14 protein-coding genes are annotated in these 15,422 nt (G+C 59.9%); 7 read left to right on the top strand and 7 right to left on the bottom strand.

The window, feature by feature from the left end; genetic code table 11:
- Window positions 1-98 precede the first annotated feature (98 nt).
- The 4 genes from argE to KGB03_RS05260 form a co-directional block, all read right to left on the bottom strand.
- On the bottom strand, window positions 99-1,250 hold the full coding sequence (argE, locus tag KGB03_RS05275) for an acetylornithine deacetylase (RefSeq protein WP_223526512.1): 1,152 nt from the start codon (window positions 1,248-1,250) through the stop codon (window positions 99-101).
- Window positions 1,247-1,924, bottom strand: a complete 678-nt coding sequence (locus KGB03_RS05270) for a DUF1028 domain-containing protein (RefSeq protein ID WP_218537777.1) — start codon at window positions 1,922-1,924, stop codon at window positions 1,247-1,249. Before KGB03_RS05270 ends, argE begins: the two co-directional genes overlap by 4 nt.
- A gap of 166 nt (window positions 1,925-2,090) precedes the next feature.
- On the bottom strand, window positions 2,091-2,507 hold the full coding sequence (locus tag KGB03_RS05265; RefSeq protein ID WP_008027166.1) for a RidA family protein: 417 nt from the start codon (window positions 2,505-2,507) through the stop codon (window positions 2,091-2,093).
- A 24-nt stretch (window positions 2,508-2,531) separates the two neighbouring features.
- Window positions 2,532-3,842, bottom strand: a complete 1,311-nt coding sequence (locus KGB03_RS05260) for a flavin-containing monooxygenase (RefSeq protein WP_218537778.1) — start codon at window positions 3,840-3,842, stop codon at window positions 2,532-2,534.
- 404 nt (window positions 3,843-4,246) lie between these two features.
- Between KGB03_RS05260 and KGB03_RS05255 the strand changes: the two genes are divergently transcribed.
- From KGB03_RS05255 to KGB03_RS05240, 4 genes are all read left to right on the top strand, one after another.
- On the top strand, window positions 4,247-4,909 hold the full coding sequence (locus KGB03_RS05255; RefSeq protein ID WP_223526511.1) for a VIT1/CCC1 transporter family protein: 663 nt from the start codon (window positions 4,247-4,249) through the stop codon (window positions 4,907-4,909).
- Between the two features lie 58 nt (window positions 4,910-4,967).
- Window positions 4,968-5,789 (top strand): polyphosphate kinase 2, encoded by an 822-nt coding sequence (gene ppk2 / locus KGB03_RS05250; RefSeq protein WP_223526510.1) that lies wholly within the window; start codon window positions 4,968-4,970, stop codon window positions 5,787-5,789.
- Window positions 5,790-5,838: 49 nt separating this feature from the next.
- Complete coding sequence (locus KGB03_RS05245) at window positions 5,839-7,608, top strand: SulP family inorganic anion transporter (RefSeq protein ID WP_223526509.1); 1,770 nt, start codon at window positions 5,839-5,841, stop codon at window positions 7,606-7,608.
- A 105-nt stretch (window positions 7,609-7,713) separates the two neighbouring features.
- Window positions 7,714-8,193 carry a VOC family protein gene (locus KGB03_RS05240; protein WP_111448593.1) on the top strand — a complete coding sequence of 160 codons (480 nt, stop codon included), beginning with the start codon at window positions 7,714-7,716 and terminating at the stop codon, window positions 8,191-8,193.
- A 16-nt stretch (window positions 8,194-8,209) separates the two neighbouring features.
- Here KGB03_RS05240 and KGB03_RS05235 read toward each other — a convergent pair whose 3' ends face one another.
- Window positions 8,210-8,635 carry a hypothetical protein gene (locus KGB03_RS05235; RefSeq protein WP_223526508.1) on the bottom strand — a complete coding sequence of 142 codons (426 nt, stop codon included), beginning with the start codon at window positions 8,633-8,635 and terminating at the stop codon, window positions 8,210-8,212.
- Between the two features lie 199 nt (window positions 8,636-8,834).
- On the opposite strand from KGB03_RS05235, the gene KGB03_RS05230 reads away from it, so the two are divergent.
- Both KGB03_RS05230 and KGB03_RS05225 read left to right on the top strand, forming a co-directional pair.
- Window positions 8,835-9,206: a PH domain-containing protein gene (locus KGB03_RS05230; RefSeq protein WP_046049313.1), complete on the top strand. Its 372-nt coding sequence runs from the start codon at window positions 8,835-8,837 to the stop codon at window positions 9,204-9,206.
- Between the two features lie 21 nt (window positions 9,207-9,227).
- Window positions 9,228-9,650 carry an HD domain-containing protein gene (locus tag KGB03_RS05225; protein WP_223526507.1) on the top strand — a complete coding sequence of 141 codons (423 nt, stop codon included), beginning with the start codon at window positions 9,228-9,230 and terminating at the stop codon, window positions 9,648-9,650.
- A gap of 75 nt (window positions 9,651-9,725) precedes the next feature.
- Here KGB03_RS05225 and KGB03_RS05220 read toward each other — a convergent pair whose 3' ends face one another.
- Entirely contained in the window at window positions 9,726-11,402 is a 1,677-nt protein-coding gene (locus KGB03_RS05220) for an MFS transporter (protein ID WP_192409601.1), read from the bottom strand.
- Window positions 11,403-11,781: 379 nt separating this feature from the next.
- Window positions 11,782-13,977, bottom strand: coding sequence for an ornithine decarboxylase SpeF (speF, locus tag KGB03_RS05215; RefSeq protein ID WP_223526506.1), 2,196 nt, complete (start codon window positions 13,975-13,977; stop codon window positions 11,782-11,784).
- Window positions 13,978-14,423: 446 nt separating this feature from the next.
- Here speF and KGB03_RS05210 point away from each other — a divergent pair, with 446 nt between their 5' ends.
- Entirely contained in the window at window positions 14,424-15,212 is a 789-nt protein-coding gene (locus tag KGB03_RS05210) for a DeoR/GlpR family DNA-binding transcription regulator (RefSeq protein WP_223526505.1), read from the top strand.
- Window positions 15,213-15,422: the final 210 nt, after the last annotated feature.

Below are 15,422 nucleotides of genomic sequence, written 5' to 3'. Positions count from 1 at the left end.
CGAAGGCGGAGTGTCAGTCGACAATGATGTTGGCTGACACTCCGCCTTCGCGAGCAAGCCCGCTCCCACAGGGGATTTTTTGGGGTTCAAAATCCTTGCTATTTGCTGATTGATTGCAGCATTCGATGGAGCATGGTGTCGCAGGCGGTGAGTTGTTCGAGGCTGACGAATTCGTCGGGTTTGTGGCCTTGGTCCATGCTGCCGGGGCCGCAGACGACGGTGGGAATGCCTGCGGCGTCGAATAGACCGCCTTCGGTGCCGAAGGCTACGGTGCCGAACTCTCGGGAGCCGCAGAAAGCAGCAATTAATTCAGCCGCTTCGCTGTGCGCATCGGTCGCCAAACCGGGATACGCCGACAACTCGCTGAAGCGAATCTCGCTCTGCTCACTCACCGCCCGCATGCGCGGCAAGACCTGTTGCTCGGCGTAGGCCTTTAGCTCCTGCGCAACCTCACTCGGATCATGCGAGGGCAGGGCGCGGATTTCGAAGTCGAAGCGGCAATCGGCGGGGACGATGTTCAGGGCCTTGCCGCCGGAAATGACACCGGTTTGCACGGTGCTGAACGGCGGATCGAAACGCGTGTCGTGATGCTTGGGCGCTTTGAGCCGGTTGCCGATCCGCCCCAGTTCACCGATCAGTTCGGCGGCGTATTCAATCGCATTGACCCCGAGCGGTGCGTACGCCGAATGGCACGCTTCACCGTGAATATCGCAGCGCATCGCTAGTTTGCCTTTATGGCCCAGCACCGGTTTGAGCTCGGTCGGTTCACCAATGATGCAGAGCATCGGTTTGACCGGACGCTTTTCCAATTCCGACAGCAACGAACGCACACCAAGACAGCCGACTTCCTCATCGTACGAAAGCGCGATGTGCACCGGCAGCCGCAGCGAGGCGTTCACCAGGGACGGGACCAGCGCGAGTACGCAGGCGATGTAGCCTTTCATGTCCGCCGTGCCGCGACCGTACAACTTGCCGTCGCGCTCGGTGAGTTCGAATGGCGCAACGGTCCACGGCTGGCCGTCGACGGGCACCACATCGGTGTGCCCCGACAGCACGATGCCCGGCCGGTCCGCCGGACCAATGGTTGCGAACAGATTGGCTTTGCTGCGCTGCTCGTTGTAGACCAGCTCGCAAGGCACGTCGAAGCGTTTGAGGTAGTCGCGGACGAACTCGATGAGGTGCAGGTTTGATTCGCGGCTCGTGGTGTCGAAGGCCACCAACGTTTTCAGCAAATCGAGGCTGTTGCTCATCGGTCGTCTCCGGCGACACCGTAGCCAGGGGATTTGTCGGGGGCCAGGGCGCGGTCGATGTAGTCCTGGACCTGTGGGCGATAGGCGTCCCAGAGTTTCTCAAGCTGGCCGATTGGATCGTGATCTGCCCAATCCACCCGCAGGTTGATGATCGGCCAGGTCAATTCGCCGACCACCACCACTGCCGCCGAATGCACCGGCCCGGCTTCACCGCCCGCGGCGATGGCCGCTTTCATGGCCGCGAGCAGGCGGTCGGTCAGTTGGCCTTCACCATGCTCGAACGCCTCGACCATGGCCTCGATCACTGCACGGTCCGCCAGCATGTTGCCGGCCGCGACGCATTGGTCACCGGAGACGGCGTTGTGGTTGCCCAGGGTTTGTGCGCCGCTGAAGTGCGCGGTTCGGCCGAGGTGGTCAATCGCCGTGATCTGGCGATATTGGCTGTAGCCGTTGCGGGTCAGGACTTTGTCCAGTGCCTCGGCCGGTGCAAGGCCCTGTTCCATGAGGGCGAGGACTTCCGGGCCGAGTGACGGCAAGGTGATGTTTTGTGTGGAGACGGCGCCGACGCCGGGCAGCAGCCAGGGACAGCGGGCGCCGACGGCGATGCTTGAGGAACTGATCGCAATGCCGAACTGACCGGTTTCGGGGCAACGTGCTGCGATGGAGAAGGTCATGGGTTTTGCTCCTGGTTTAGCCTTGGCAAAGTGGGTGTCTGGGCGGGCCCCTTCGCGAGCAAGCCCGCTCCCACATTTGATCTGCGTCGCACACACACTATGTGTTCGCTGAAGATCCCCTGTGGGAGCGGGCTTGCTCGCGAAGGCCACGCCTCGGTCTACTTCCTTACTCAGGAATCACCGCAATCACATCAATCTCCATCAACCACTGCGGTTGCCCCAACGCCGACACCACCAACCCGGTCGAAATCGGAAACACGCCCTTAAGCCACTTGCCCACTTCCTGATACACCGGCTCGCGATACCGCGGATCGATCAGGTAGGTGGTGGTTTTCACAATATGGCTGAGGTCGCTACCAGCCTCTTCCAGCAACTGTTTTACGTTGCGCATGGCTTGCTCGGTTTGCGCTCGCGGATCACCGAGGCCCACCAGGTTGCCTTCGAAATCAGTCCCGACCTGGCCGCGAACATAAACGGTGTTGCCGGCCCGGACGGCTTGGCACAGGTCATTGTCCAGGCTCTGGTTCGGGTAGGTTTCCTTGGTGTTGAACATGCGAATACGGGTATGGGTTGGCGTGGACATTTGAAGCTCCTAAAGAAAAATGGCTCAAGCGCTGACGGTTGCTTTATGGGCGGCCGGGACGGTTTCAGCCTCGCGTTGCGCGGCGTCGTGGTAGTCGAGGTAGGAACGCTGGATGGCGATGTGATCAGCCACGTACTTGGCGTCGTGCCAAACGCCCCAGATGAACGAAGACCCGCGACGGGACTGCCACGGCAGGCCGAGGAAATACACGCCCGGCTCGCTCGAGACGCCGCGCTGATGCGCTGGTTTGCCGTTGTCGTCAAAGGCATCAACCTTGAGCCAGCTGTAATCCGTGGCAAAACCGGTGGCCCAGATGATCGAGGTCACGCCGGCCTTGGCCAGATCGAGCTCAAGAATCGGGTGAGTCACGCATTCCGGATCGGAAAAGGTAATACGCGCTTCAGGTTCTTCTGGCAGGTCCAGACCGTTGCGCTCGATGTAGGCATCGGCGGCATTGAGCAGCGCCAGATAGTTCTCATCGCCGCGCGCCAGGTTCTCGGCAAGGTTCGGTTGAAAAGTCGCTACGCCGCCGTTGAACGATTGGGTCAAACCCACCAGCGTCATGCCGCGATGAGCCAGACCACGGAAGTCCACGGTGCGGCCGCCATGCGCGCCGCTCACGGCGATGGTCACGTGTTCCCGGCCGGGTTTCATCGCCGCCTGATCCCACTCGCCGAGCACACCCAGCCACCAGCAGAAATCACGGTTGCGATAGGCGCGAGGAGGGCGGTCGTGGGCGCCGACCGAGAGGTAAACCTTCTTGCCGGCCCGCTGCAGTTCATCAGCGATTTGCACGCCTGACGACCCGGCACCGACCACCAGCACTGCACCCTCGGGCAGTTGCGCCGGGTTGCGGTATTCGGCCGAGTGGATCTGGGTGAATGGCTGATCTTTCGGCGCGATTGGCGGGATAACCGGACGCTGGAAAGGCCCGGTGGCAGCCACTACGCGGTTGGCTTCGATCACGCCTTCAGAGGTTTCAATGGTGAAGCCCGGGCGACCGACATTGCGCTCAACGTTCAGCACGTCCACGCCGGTGCGGATCGGGGCGTTGAATTTTTTGGCGTAGGCTTCGAAATAGTCGGCAACCCGCTCTTTCGGGGCGAAGTCGTCGGGGCTGAGGTCGTCGAAATCGAGACCGGGAAAACGGTCGTGCCAGGCCGGACCATTCGCCACCAGCGAATCCCAGCGCCCGGTGCGCCAGCGTTCGGCGATACGGTTGCGCTCCAGTACCAGGTGCGGCACGCCGAGTTTGCTCAAGTGTTCACTCATGGCCACGCCAGCCTGACCGGCGCCAACAATCAGCGTATCTGTTGTTATTTTTTCAGTGGTCATCTCTACACCCTTCGAAGTTGGATTTAGGTCGGTAACGGCCTGCCATTTCTTGGGGTCAAGACTAGGGATCACCCTGGTATCGGTAAAATATTATTAAGCTGGCATTTGAGTATAAATAACTGATGCAGAGCGTTTGGCTTGGCGGCTCGCCCTTTAAACGTTAGGCGCTGGCATCGGCCTGCAGGGCGGCATCGAGTTCGGACAGGGGGAGTGGCGCTAAGAGAAATCTCCTTGCAAACAGGTGCAATCGCAAAAGTTTAGTCGTTGTCGATGCGTCGCGTTGTGATAGGTCAAGTCTGAACTAAGCTGTTCGATGTGCTTGCGCAGGCCGGGTCTTGGCCATCCAGGCACGGCTGAAAACCAGGACAGGACCACGCTGACGCAGCCGTGGCGAGGATGAGCGCATGCGAAGCACTGGAGAGCAAAAGCGGGCCCGTGTTCTTGATCCGGTCGACCGTGTCACGGAGGTCATCTTCGGCCTGCTGATGGCAATGACCTTCACGGGGACGATCAGCGTGGCCACGTCAGGCCAGGAGGCAGAGCGCACGATGATGATCGCCGCGCTGGGTTGCAACCTCGCCTGGGGACTCGCGGACGCTGTGATGTATTTGTTGCGAACCCTGATTGAGCGCACGCGCAACCGTACGCTTTGCACCAACCTGGTCGGTGCGACGGACGCCGCCGCCGGGCAAGCGCTCATTGCCGAGGCGTTACCCCCGCGTCTCGCCGCTGCGGCCGGCCCTGAAGAGCTGGAATCGTTGCGTCGCCGCCTGGTCGAATATTCATCCATGCCGGTACAGCCGCGCCTCGGTTGGGATGATTTCAGGGGTGCTTTCGGCGTGTTTCTGTTGGTGGTGTTCTCGACTTTCCCGCTGGTGGTGCCGTTTCTGTTGCTCGACCAGACGCCACTCGCTGTGCGTCTGTCTAACCTGGTCGGTCTCGGAGTGCTGTTCATCGCCGGTTGGATGCTCTCGAAGTACGCCGGCGCAAGACCGTGGCAAGGCGGTCTTGCGACGGCCGTCATCGGCGCTGTACTGATCACCGCGATCATCGCGCTCGGCGGATGAGCAGAAAGCAACCTACGCTCAATACCTATCGGCGACTGGCATCTATGAGGTCTTGGTCATGGCAAAGGACAAGAAGAAAGCCCCTAAGCGTAATGCTGCTGAAACCCCGCAGCTGAAAAACAAGGAATACCTGGAGCAACTGCGCCACCTGCATGTCGAGTTGGTCAAGTTGCAGGAGTGGGTAAAAGCCAAAGGCATCAAGGTCTGCATCGTCTTCGAGGGGCGCGATGGCGCTGGCAAGGGCGGAACGATCAAGGCGATTACCGAACGTGTCAGCCCGCGTGTCTTTCGGGTGGTGGCGCTAACGGCGCCGAGTGATCGAGAGAAAAGCCAGATGTATGTCCAGCGTTACCTGCCGCACCTGCCCGCGGCCGGTGAAGTGGTGATCTTCGATCGCAGTTGGTACAACCGGGCGGGCGTCGAGCGGGTGATGGGGTTCTGCACCAAAGAGCAGGTGGCCAATTTCCTGAGGACAACGCCACTGGTGGAGCGGGCTATCGTCGACTCGGGTGTGATCCTGCTCAAATACTGGCTGGAAGTCAGCGAAGAGGAGCAGACCCGTCGGCTTCAGGAGCGCATCAAGGATGGGCGCAAAATCTGGAAACTGACCCCCATGGACCTAAAGTCATACAGCCGCTGGTATGACTATTCACGCGCGCGTGACGACATGTTCAAGGCAACCGACACCGATCATGCCCCATGGCTGGTGGCCAACTCGAACGACAAGCGGCGGGCGCGCCTTAACATCATTAACGATTTGCTCAGCCGGATCCCGTACAAGGAAGTCGAACGCGAGGAGGTGATATTGCCCAAACGGCAGAAGCCAGGCGGCTATCGCGACCCGGATTATCCGCACCGGCGAGTGCCCGAAAAATTCTGACGGGCACGTTTAATCGAATCTGCGCTGTACACCTATAGGCCACAGCTCTATGAGCGATTCGGATTCTTCACCTCCCGTCCCGGAACCGGGCCGGATTGCACACCGCAATACCGGCGTGCAATCGGGCTGGAGCCGTTGGCTTCCCGGGCTTCGCACGCTGCGCGGTTACCAGGTTGCCTGGTTGCGTCACGACATCATGGCCGGGCTGGTGCTCACCACGATGTTGGTGCCCGTCGGCATCGCCTACGCCGTGGCATCGGGCGTACCCGGCATCTATGGCCTCTACGCGACCATCGTTCCGCTACTCGCTTACGCATTGTTCGGGCCTAGCCGGATTCTGGTGCTGGGCCCGGATTCCTCACTGGCCGCCGTTATCCTTGCCGTCGTGCTGCCGCTGTCGGGCGGCGACCCGCATCGCGCCGTCGCCCTGGCGGGCATGATGGCGATCGTTTCAGGGGTCGTGTGCATCCTGGCGGGCATCATGCGTTTGGGCTTCATCACGGAGTTGCTTTCCAAGCCGATTCGCTACGGGTATATGAACGGCATCGCGCTGACCGTATTGATCAGCCAACTGCCCAAGTTTTTCGGTTTTTCGATTGAGTCCGACGGCCCGCTGAGAAACATATGGGCGATCATCACCGCGGTGATGGAAGGAAAGACCAACTGGACCACGTTCATGATCGGCGCAGCCACCTTGGTCGTGATCATGCTGCTCAAGGGCTTCAAGCGCGTTCCGGGCATCTTGATCGCTGTGGCAGGTGCGACCATTGCCGTCGGTGTGCTGGACCTTGCCGCGCGTGCGGGTGTGTCGGTCCTCGGCGCTCTGCCACAAGGTTTACCGGCGTTCGCCATCCCCTGGATCACCCGCGCCGATATTGTCCCCGTGCTCATCGGCGGTTTCGCCGTCGCCCTGGTGTCGTTCGCCGACACCAGCGTGCTCTCGCGTGTGTATGCGGCACGGACCCGTTCCTATGTCGATCCGAACCAGGAGATGGCAGGGCTCGGTTTTGCCAATCTGGCGGCGGGGTTTTTCCAGGGCTTTCCAATCAGCAGCAGTTCTTCACGCACCCCCGTGGCCGAAGCCGCAGGCGCCAAAACCCAGTTGACCGGAGTTGTCGGCGCGCTGGCCGTTGCCCTGCTGCTGATGGTGGCGCCGAACTTGTTGCAGAGTTTGCCCAGCAGCGCACTGGCAGCGGTCGTGATCGCCTCGGCCATCGGCCTGATTGAAGTCGCCGACCTGCGCCGCATTTATCGTATCCAGCGCTGGGAGTTCTGGTTGTCGATCGTCTGCACCGTCGGTGTGGCCGTGTTCGGTGCGATCGAGGGCATCGGGCTGGCCATCGTGATCGCCGTCATCGAATTTCTGTGGGATGGCTGGCGGCCGTATTCCGCGGTGCTGGGGCAAGCCAAGGGGGTCAGGGGCTACCACGACATCCAGCGTTATCCCGACGCGAGCCTTATCCCCGGCATGGTGCTGTTTCGCTGGGATGCGCCGTTGTTTTTCGCCAATGCCGAACTGTTCAATGACCGAGTGCTTGCCGCCGTATCGGCGTCGCCTACGCCCGTGCGCTGGTTGGTCGTTGCGGCAGAACCCGTCACCAGTGTGGACGTGACCTCTGCCGACATGCTGGCTGAACTGGACGACACCTTGCACGCGGCGGGTATCAAGTTGTGCGTGGCCGAGATGAAGGACCCGGTCAAGGACAAGCTGAAGCGATTCGGGCTGTTCGCGCGGCTTGGCGAAACGGCGTTCTTTCCAACCATCGATGATGCCGTCGACAGTTACCTGGTGATCCATCCGGTGGACGCGGCGCGCTGATTGGCATGGGCGTCACTCAGCGCTTGGGGTTTTCTGACTTCAAGGTGCACGAAGAGCGAACCCGTACCAGAATGCACGAACCCGTTTTGATTCTGGAGAACCAAGATGATCAGCAAAAACACGATTTGTCTGTGGTACGACGGCACCGCGCTGGACGCTGCGACGTTCTACGCCAAGACGTTTCCCGACAGCGCCGTGGGCGCAGTCCTTCGCGCGCCTGGCGACTATCCGGCAGGCAAGCAGGGCGATGTCCTGACGGTCGAGTTCACGGTGATGGGCATCCCTTGTCTCGGACTGAACGGGGGCTCGGGGATCAAGCACAACCAGGCTTTTTCGTTCCAGGTGGCAACCGACGACCAAGCCGAAACGGACCGCTTGTGGAACGCAATTGTCGGAAATGGCGGTCAGGAAAATGTATGCGGCTGGTGCCAGGACAAGTGGGGATTGTCATGGCAGATCACACCCCGTGTTCTGAGCGCCGCGATAGCCAATCCTGATCAAGCAGCGGCCAAACGCGCGTTCGATGCCATGATGGAAATGGGAAAAATCGACATCGCTGGGATTGAAGCGGCTGTTAAGGGTTAACCCACGCTGCTGGGGGTTACTGCGATTTCCAGTGACCTCCACCCGACTCGCAATCAATCTTCGCCTGACTCAAATGCTCAGCGCCGTAGTAATACGTAGTGACCTGAGCATTGTTCGGAATACTCAGCGATGTGCTGCTCTTGTCCTTGCTGGTGGAGTGAGGATTGGCCAGCGATTCTTGGGTCAACGTGGCGATGCAAGTGGCCTGAGCATGATCGGCGCACTGTTCGACTTTTTTCTTGGTGCTGGTCAGCATGTCTTTGCTCTCGTTGCTGCATGACCAATCGATGGCGTTCACCGGCATGCCTTCGTACTCATAGCAGCTATGCGTTTCGACCACCGGCACGGAAGGGCTTTGAGAGCGGGTCAGCACGTCACACCCTTCAGCCATGACCAGGCTGGGACTCAGGCTGGCCAGCAAAAACAGCAGTCTACTGTTCATCGGGATTTCCTCTTCAATGGCGCCTTGCTTGATCAAAGATGAGCGCTGATAGGGTTTCGAAAACGCGATGGGGCGCGGGGTTCCATTGGTTTTTTAGATCCGCCATGGGCGAGGGCGAAAAAAGCGCAGCCCCGATGGTATGCTCGCCGCGCCACGCGCTGGCAATCCAGGGAACACTCTTTAAGGAAGGGAATGGCGGATGATCGATTTCAACAACAAAGGCTTTTTCAAACTCAAGCAAAACAACGAGTACGCAGAGCGAGTCACCGCGTTGCTACTGGACGGCGAGCAGGTCATTGATGCCTATAAATCCATGCGCGACGGCGTGGTGTTTACCAACAAACGCATCATCGCAGTGAACGTGCAAGGCATCACCGGCAGCAAAAAAGACTTCACTTCGTTGCCCTACAAAAACATCGTCGCTTACTCCGTGGAAACGTCGGGCACCTTCGACCTGGATTCTGAGCTGGAAATCTACTTTTCGGCGCTGGGAAGAGTGAAGTTTGAATTCACCGGAAGGACATCGATGGTCGAGATTTCCAAACTTATTTCACAGCATCTGTTGGGCTGAACCCGGATTTTCGAGAACGCCATGAGCCAGACACTGGAACGCGCCGTTGCCATCGCCGCCACCGCGCATGAGGGGCAGGTCGACAAGGGCGGTAGCCCTTACATCCTGCATCCGCTGAAAGTCATGTTGCGGGTCAACACGCTGGAAGAACGCATCGTCGCGGTGCTGCATGACGTGGTCGAGGACTGCGGCATCAGCCTTGATGACCTGCGCAAGGAAGGCTTCAGCGAAGCCGTTCTGACCGCCATCGAGTCGGTCACCAAAGTGCCGGGCGAGTCCTATGAAACCTTCGTCGAGCGCGCGGCACAGAACCCGATAGGCCGGGTGGTGAAACTGGCGGACCTGGAAGAGAACAGCGACTTGTCGCGGATCGCGCAGCCGTCATGGGAAGACCTGGAGCGCGTTGAAAAGTATCGGCGAGCGATTGGCGTGTTGCGCTCCTGACGAGCCGAATAAATAGATCTGTCCCATTTCCTTCCGGATCGCCCTCTCCCTGGCAGGAGAGGGCCGGTGCCAGCCTCAGGTGTGATGAATTTCCCGATCCTTGGTTTCCGGCAGGAAGAACGTGCCAAGAATGGCCGTCATCACTGCGATGACAATCGGGTACCACAGCCCGTAGTAGATATCACCCGTGGCCGCGACCATGGCGAACGCCACCGTGGGCAGAAAGCCGCCGAACCATCCGTTGCCGATGTGGTAGGGCAGCGACATCGAGGTGTAGCGGATGCGCGCCGGGAACAGTTCCACCAGCCAGGCGGCGATCGGGCCGTAGACCATGGTCACGTAGATCACCAGGATGGTCAGGAGCAGCACCATCATCGGGTAGTTGGTCTTGGCCGGGTCGGCCTTCTCGGGGTAGCCGGCCTCCTTGAGCGCGGTGCCGAGGGTGGCGGCGAAGGCGTCGTTCTTGACCTTGAAGTCGGCGCCCGGCATGCCGGTGCCCTCGAAACTCGGGATCACCTTGTCGCCGATGCGGACCTGCGCGACGGTGCCCGGTTCGGCTTTCACGTTCTTGTAGGGAATGGCCTTCTTCGCCAGCACCGTCTTGGCGAGGTCGCAGGAGCTGGTGAATTTGGCCTTGCCCACCGGGTCGAACTGGAACGAGCACTGGCCGGGATCGGCGACCACCGTGACCGGGTTCTTCTCCTGCGCAATGAACACGTCGGGGTTACCGTATTGGGTCAGCGCATGGAAGATCGGGAAGTAGGTCACTGCCGCCAGGATGCAGCCGGCCATGATGATCCCCTTGCGGCCGATGCGGTCGGACAGGCTGCCGAATATCACGAAGAACGGCGTGCCGATCAGCAGGGAGCCGGCAATCAACAGGTTGGCGGTCTGCGGATCGATCTTCAGCGTCTGCAGCAGGAAGAACAGCGCGTAGAACTGTCCGGTGTACCAGACGACGGCCTGGCCGGCAGTGCCGCCGAGCAGGGCCATGATCACGATCTTGAGGTTTTCCCAGCGGGCGAAGGATTCGGTCAGCGGCGCCTTGGACGACTTGCCTTCTTCCTTCATTCTCAAGAACACCGGTGACTCGCTGAGTTGCAAGCGGATGTACACCGAGACGATCAACAGCAGGATCGACAGCAGGAACGGAATCCGCCAGCCCCAGGCCTCGAATGCTTCGGTGCCGAGAATGGTTCGGCAGGCGAGGATCACCAGCAGCGAAAGGAACAGCCCAAGGGTTGCAGTGGTTTGAATCCACGAGGTGAAGTAGCCGCGTTTGCCTTTCGGCGCATGCTCGGCCACGTAGGTCGCCGCGCCGCCGTACTCACCGCCCAGGGCCAGGCCTTGCAGCAGGCGCAGGCTGATCAGGATGATCGGTGCCGCCACGCCGATGGTCGCGTAGCCGGGCAAAAAGCCCACCACGGCGGTGGAGATACCCATGATCACAATGGTGATGAGAAAGGTGTGTTTGCGTCCGATCATGTCCCCCAGTCGGCCGAACACGATGGCGCCGAAGGGGCGTACCGCGAAGCCCGCGGCGAACGCGAGCAGCGCGAAGATGAAGGACGTTGTCTCATTGACGCCGGCGAAGAAGTGCTTGGCAATGATCGCCGCGAGAGACCCATAAAGGTAGAAGTCGTACCACTCGAACACGGTGCCCAGGGACGAGGCAAAGATGACCTTGCGCTCCTCCTTGGTGATCCCGTGGTGGGGCGCGCTGCCCGTGGAAGTGTTGTCGATTGCGGCCATGAGTCTTCTCCGTCGTTCTTGTTATAGGCCGGAGTACCTCGTTACCTTTTTGCCGCACCCAGGCCCTGGGGCTGATGTCGTCGGATTACGGATTGCGCGAAGCATGCACACAGGCTGACGGCCTCGCATCGCTGCAAGGTTTCTTGAAGCATAATCGGCTTCGCGCAGATATCCACTCGCCATCACGTTTACCCCTGGGCTGATTCCCCCCTGTGAGCCGCATCGCGCCCCGGCGCATCAGTGGCTGCGGGCAATTGTTATCTGAATGAGATCTGTGCAAACCGGCCCTGTAGGAGCAAAGCTTGCTCGCGATGCTGTTGGTGTACTCGAGGGCCCCATCGCGGGCAAGCCATGCTCCTACAGATGATGTGCGCGTCACTTAATGTGGGCGCGTCTTGATCACGTACCCGTAGGCTCGAATGCGATCACCTTCCTGTTTCAAGTACACGCCCTGGAGTTCCGGCGTGAAGCCAGGCAGTGAGTTGATGCCTTCCTCCAGCGCCAGGAAGTACTTGAGCACCGCACCGCCCCATATTTCCCCGGGCACCAGGCAGAGCACGCCGGGTGGATAGGGAAGCGCACCTTCGGCAGCGATGCGCCCCTGCGCGTCGGCCAGCGCCACCAGTTCGACGTTGCCACGGATGAATTCGAACTGCGCTGCTTGTGGGTTCATGGCCTTTTTCGGGAAGTGTTCCTTGCGGAACATTGCCTTCTGCAATTGCTGGACGTTGTGGGTGCGGTAGAGGTCGTGCATCTCCTGGCAGAGTTGGCGAATGGTGTAGTTGCGATAGCGCTCCTGATGCTGCGCATAGATGGCCGGCAACACCCGGCTCATCGGCGCGTCATCACTGATGAAGCGTTCAAAGCGCGCGATCTGTGAGGCGAGATGCGTCATCTTCGCCCAGTCTTCGGCCGGGGTGAGCAGGAACAGAATCGAGTTCAGATCGCACTTTTCCGGAACGATGCCATTTTCGCGCAGGAAGTTGGCGAGGATGCCGGCATGGATACCGAAGTCGGTGTAACTGCCATCGACCGGGTCGATGCCGGGCGTGGTGAACAGCAACTTGCAGGGGTCGATGAAGTATTGCTTGTCGGCGTAACCGCTGAAGGCATGCCAGCGATCCTTCGGATGGAATTCGAAAAAGCGGATGTCTTTGGCGATGTCTTCAGTGGGATGGTCCTGCCAGGGGCGACCGTCAATGGTGTCCGGCACGAAGGGGCGAACCATGGTGCACGCTTCCAGAATCAGCTTGCGCGCGTCGATGCCGAACTTCACACAGTCTTCCCACAGGCGCAGGCCACTGCGGCCGGAGTGGATGCGCGCGTTCACATCCAGTGAGGCGAACAGCGGGTAAAACGGGCTGGTGGAGGCTTGGGCCATGAAGGCGTTGTTCAGCTGCGCATGGCTGCAATAACGGGCCTGGCCCTTGATATGGCGATCTTTCTTGTGGATCTGCGACGCCTGGGAAAACCCCGCCTGCTGTTTGTGCACCGATTGCGTGACAAAGATGCCGGGGTCGTTCTCGTGCAGATCCAGCAGCAGCGGCGAGCAGTCCTTCATCATCGGGATGAACTGTTCATAGCCCACCCACGCCGAGTCAAACAGGATGTAGTCGCACAGTTTGCCGATGCGATCGACGACCTGTCTGGCGTTGTAGACGGTGCCGTCATAGGTGCCCAGCTGAATGATCGCCAGACGAAACGGCCGTGGCAGCTCGGCCTTGTCCGGTGCGACTTCGCAGATGAGTTCGCGCAGATAGCCTTCTTCGAAACAATGGGCGTCAATTCCGCCGATGAACCCATAAGGGTTGCGCGCGGTTTCCAGGTAAACCGGGGTCGCCCCGGCCTGGATCAACGCACCCTGGTGATTGGATTTGTGGTTGTTGCGGTCGAACAGCACCAGATCGCCAGGCGTGAGCAGCGCGGTGGTGACCACCTTGTTGGAGGCCGATGTGCCATTGAGTACGAAGTAGGTCTTGTCGGCGTTGAACACCTGCGCCGCGTGTTTTTGCGCCAGAAGGGCCGGGCCTTCATGGATCAGCAAATCGCCGAGCTTGATATCGGCGTTGCACATGTCGGCGCGAAACAGGGTCTCGCCGAAGAAGTCGAAGAACTGCCGGCCAGCCGGGTGTTTGCGGAAAAACTGGCCGCCCTGGTGACCCGGGCAGGCAAACGTAGCGTTGGCCGATTCGGTGTAGTGCTTGAGCGCGTCGAAGAACGGCGGCAGCAGACTTTCTTCATAGGCTTTTGCCGCAGTCTCCAATTGGTTGCCATGGTATTCGGCGTTGTTGCGTGAGGGGTCAAAAATGCCATTCACCTGAAGCAGAACATCTTGCAGGTGCTGGTAGACGTCCCGGGCGCGGTTGCCGGAACCGGGGGAGGCGACGAGAAAAATGGGGATATCAAAACCGGTACGCTGCAGGGCGTCCAGGGCGCCCGTCATCACATCTTCCACAGAGAACACCGCAACCGCGACATCGGTGTAGTCAGTTTGATTGAGCGCAATGACTTCTCGGGAGGTGTGGAAACAATCGAACGCGGAATCACTGGCGGCAATTTTCAGGGCTGCTTTCATGCGGGGGAAATCTCCTGGCGGACAGTCACTTGTCGGCTTTTTTCAAGAGATCAATTTAGCGAGGGCGCCTTCAAGGCTCCCTGATCCAAATCATGTGGATACGGGTTATAGACCTTGTTGGGAGGGATTACGGCTTTTCCGCCGGCTTTTGCCAGGCGCTCGACCACTTCTGCTTCGGCAACCCCTTGGTTTCCGCTGATCAGGCGTGCCCCAACGCAATGGCAAACGAGACCACGATCATGCAGGCAAAGGCAAAATTTAGATTCATGAAGTTTTCATCCAAAACATGTGTGATGGCGCCATCTTGAATAGGTCACAAACAAATAAAAAATTCGGCTTCATGATTTGAATCATCGAAACAATCGATAGCTGGCTGGATTGTGTTTACCCCGCGCTTTGGCTAGTCTCGCGAAAACACGCAACTACACGCAAAAGCGGGCAAAAACATGCGCGATTCACATTCAGCCGCCGAACTCCCTCATCTGCGTCGGCAAAAAATCTTGTTGATTCTCGAACGTGACGGCAAGGTCATGGCGGGCGAGCTGAGCCAGCATTTCGCGGTGTCCGAAGACACCATTCGCCGTGATCTGGCGGAGCTGGCGACCGCCGGGCTGGTGCAGCGGGTGCACGGCGGGGCGTTGCCGCGGCCCAAGGACACCGGCAAGGATTACTTCACCCGCGTCAGCGAAACCGATGAGGTGAAAACCCACCTGGCGAAACTCGCCGCACGCCAGGTACACAACGGCCAGATTGTGATTTTCGATTCGGGGAGCACGACGCTGCAGATCGCCCGATCGCTACCTTTGGACATTGCAATCACGGCCGTCACCGCCTCGCCGATGATCGCGATCACCCTGGCCGAATACAAAGGCATCACGGTGATTCTGGCCGGCGGGCAACTCAACCCCGCGACCATGTCGGCCAGCGGACATGAAACCCTGCGGCTGATCGAGGGCATCAAGGCTGATCTGCTGTTCACGGGCGTCTGTGCGATTCACCCGGAAGTCGGCATCAGCTCCCTGCATTTCGACGAGGTGCCGGTCAAACAGGCGATGCTCGCCAGCGCCTCCCATGTCGTAGCCGTCACCACCGCCGACAAACTGGGGGCGGTGGAGCCGTTCGTGGTCGCGCCGTGTCAGCGCATTCATACCCTGATCACCGAGCGCCACGTGGCGTCGGGCAATGTCGAGGACTATCAGAAACTCGGGATTGAAGTGGTGCAGGTGGAGGCGTGAAGTGCGTCATGCTTCAACCCCCGGTCACCGGCGGAGGCCGCGCCCGGGCGATTGCTCGGCCGGTGCGCGGTGACACCGTCGGCCCAGATGCCGCTGCCTGCCCCTTCAGCGAATTGTTCTGAAACCGAAAATCCCCTGTGGGAGCGGGCTTGCTCGCGAAGAGGTCGGCACATCCAACATTGATGTCAACTGACTGACCGCTTTCGCGAG

This window comes from Pseudomonas sp. BF-B-26, assembly GCF_019956495.1.
GTDB lineage: Bacteria > Pseudomonadota > Gammaproteobacteria > Pseudomonadales > Pseudomonadaceae > Aquipseudomonas.
This window is presented reverse-complemented; position numbering and strand designations above follow the sequence as displayed.

What these genes read in the sequence shown, in the direction of transcription:
- argE (WP_223526512.1), bottom strand. Translation starts at nt 1,250, where the DNA reads ATGAGCAACAGCCTCGATTTGCTGAAAACGTTGGTGGCCTTCGACACC.
- ppk2 (WP_223526510.1), top strand. Translation starts at nt 4,968, where the DNA reads ATGGCAAAGGACAAGAAGAAAGCCCCTAAGCGTAATGCTGCTGAAACC.
- KGB03_RS05245 (WP_223526509.1), top strand. Translation starts at nt 5,839, where the DNA reads ATGAGCGATTCGGATTCTTCACCTCCCGTCCCGGAACCGGGCCGGATT.
- KGB03_RS05260 (WP_218537778.1), bottom strand. Translation starts at nt 3,842, where the DNA reads ATGACCACTGAAAAAATAACAACAGATACGCTGATTGTTGGCGCCGGT.
- KGB03_RS05220 (WP_192409601.1), bottom strand. Translation starts at nt 11,402, where the DNA reads ATGGCCGCAATCGACAACACTTCCACGGGCAGCGCGCCCCACCACGGG.
- KGB03_RS05265 (WP_008027166.1), bottom strand. Translation starts at nt 2,507, where the DNA reads ATGTCCACGCCAACCCATACCCGTATTCGCATGTTCAACACCAAGGAA.
- KGB03_RS05210 (WP_223526505.1), top strand. Translation starts at nt 14,424, where the DNA reads ATGCGCGATTCACATTCAGCCGCCGAACTCCCTCATCTGCGTCGGCAA.
- KGB03_RS05235 (WP_223526508.1), bottom strand. Translation starts at nt 8,635, where the DNA reads ATGAACAGTAGACTGCTGTTTTTGCTGGCCAGCCTGAGTCCCAGCCTG.
- KGB03_RS05255 (WP_223526511.1), top strand. Translation starts at nt 4,247, where the DNA reads ATGCGAAGCACTGGAGAGCAAAAGCGGGCCCGTGTTCTTGATCCGGTC.
- KGB03_RS05240 (WP_111448593.1), top strand. Translation starts at nt 7,714, where the DNA reads ATGATCAGCAAAAACACGATTTGTCTGTGGTACGACGGCACCGCGCTG.
- KGB03_RS05230 (WP_046049313.1), top strand. Translation starts at nt 8,835, where the DNA reads ATGATCGATTTCAACAACAAAGGCTTTTTCAAACTCAAGCAAAACAAC.
- speF (WP_223526506.1), bottom strand. Translation starts at nt 13,977, where the DNA reads ATGAAAGCAGCCCTGAAAATTGCCGCCAGTGATTCCGCGTTCGATTGT.
- KGB03_RS05270 (WP_218537777.1), bottom strand. Translation starts at nt 1,924, where the DNA reads ATGACCTTCTCCATCGCAGCACGTTGCCCCGAAACCGGTCAGTTCGGC.
- KGB03_RS05225 (WP_223526507.1), top strand. Translation starts at nt 9,228, where the DNA reads ATGAGCCAGACACTGGAACGCGCCGTTGCCATCGCCGCCACCGCGCAT.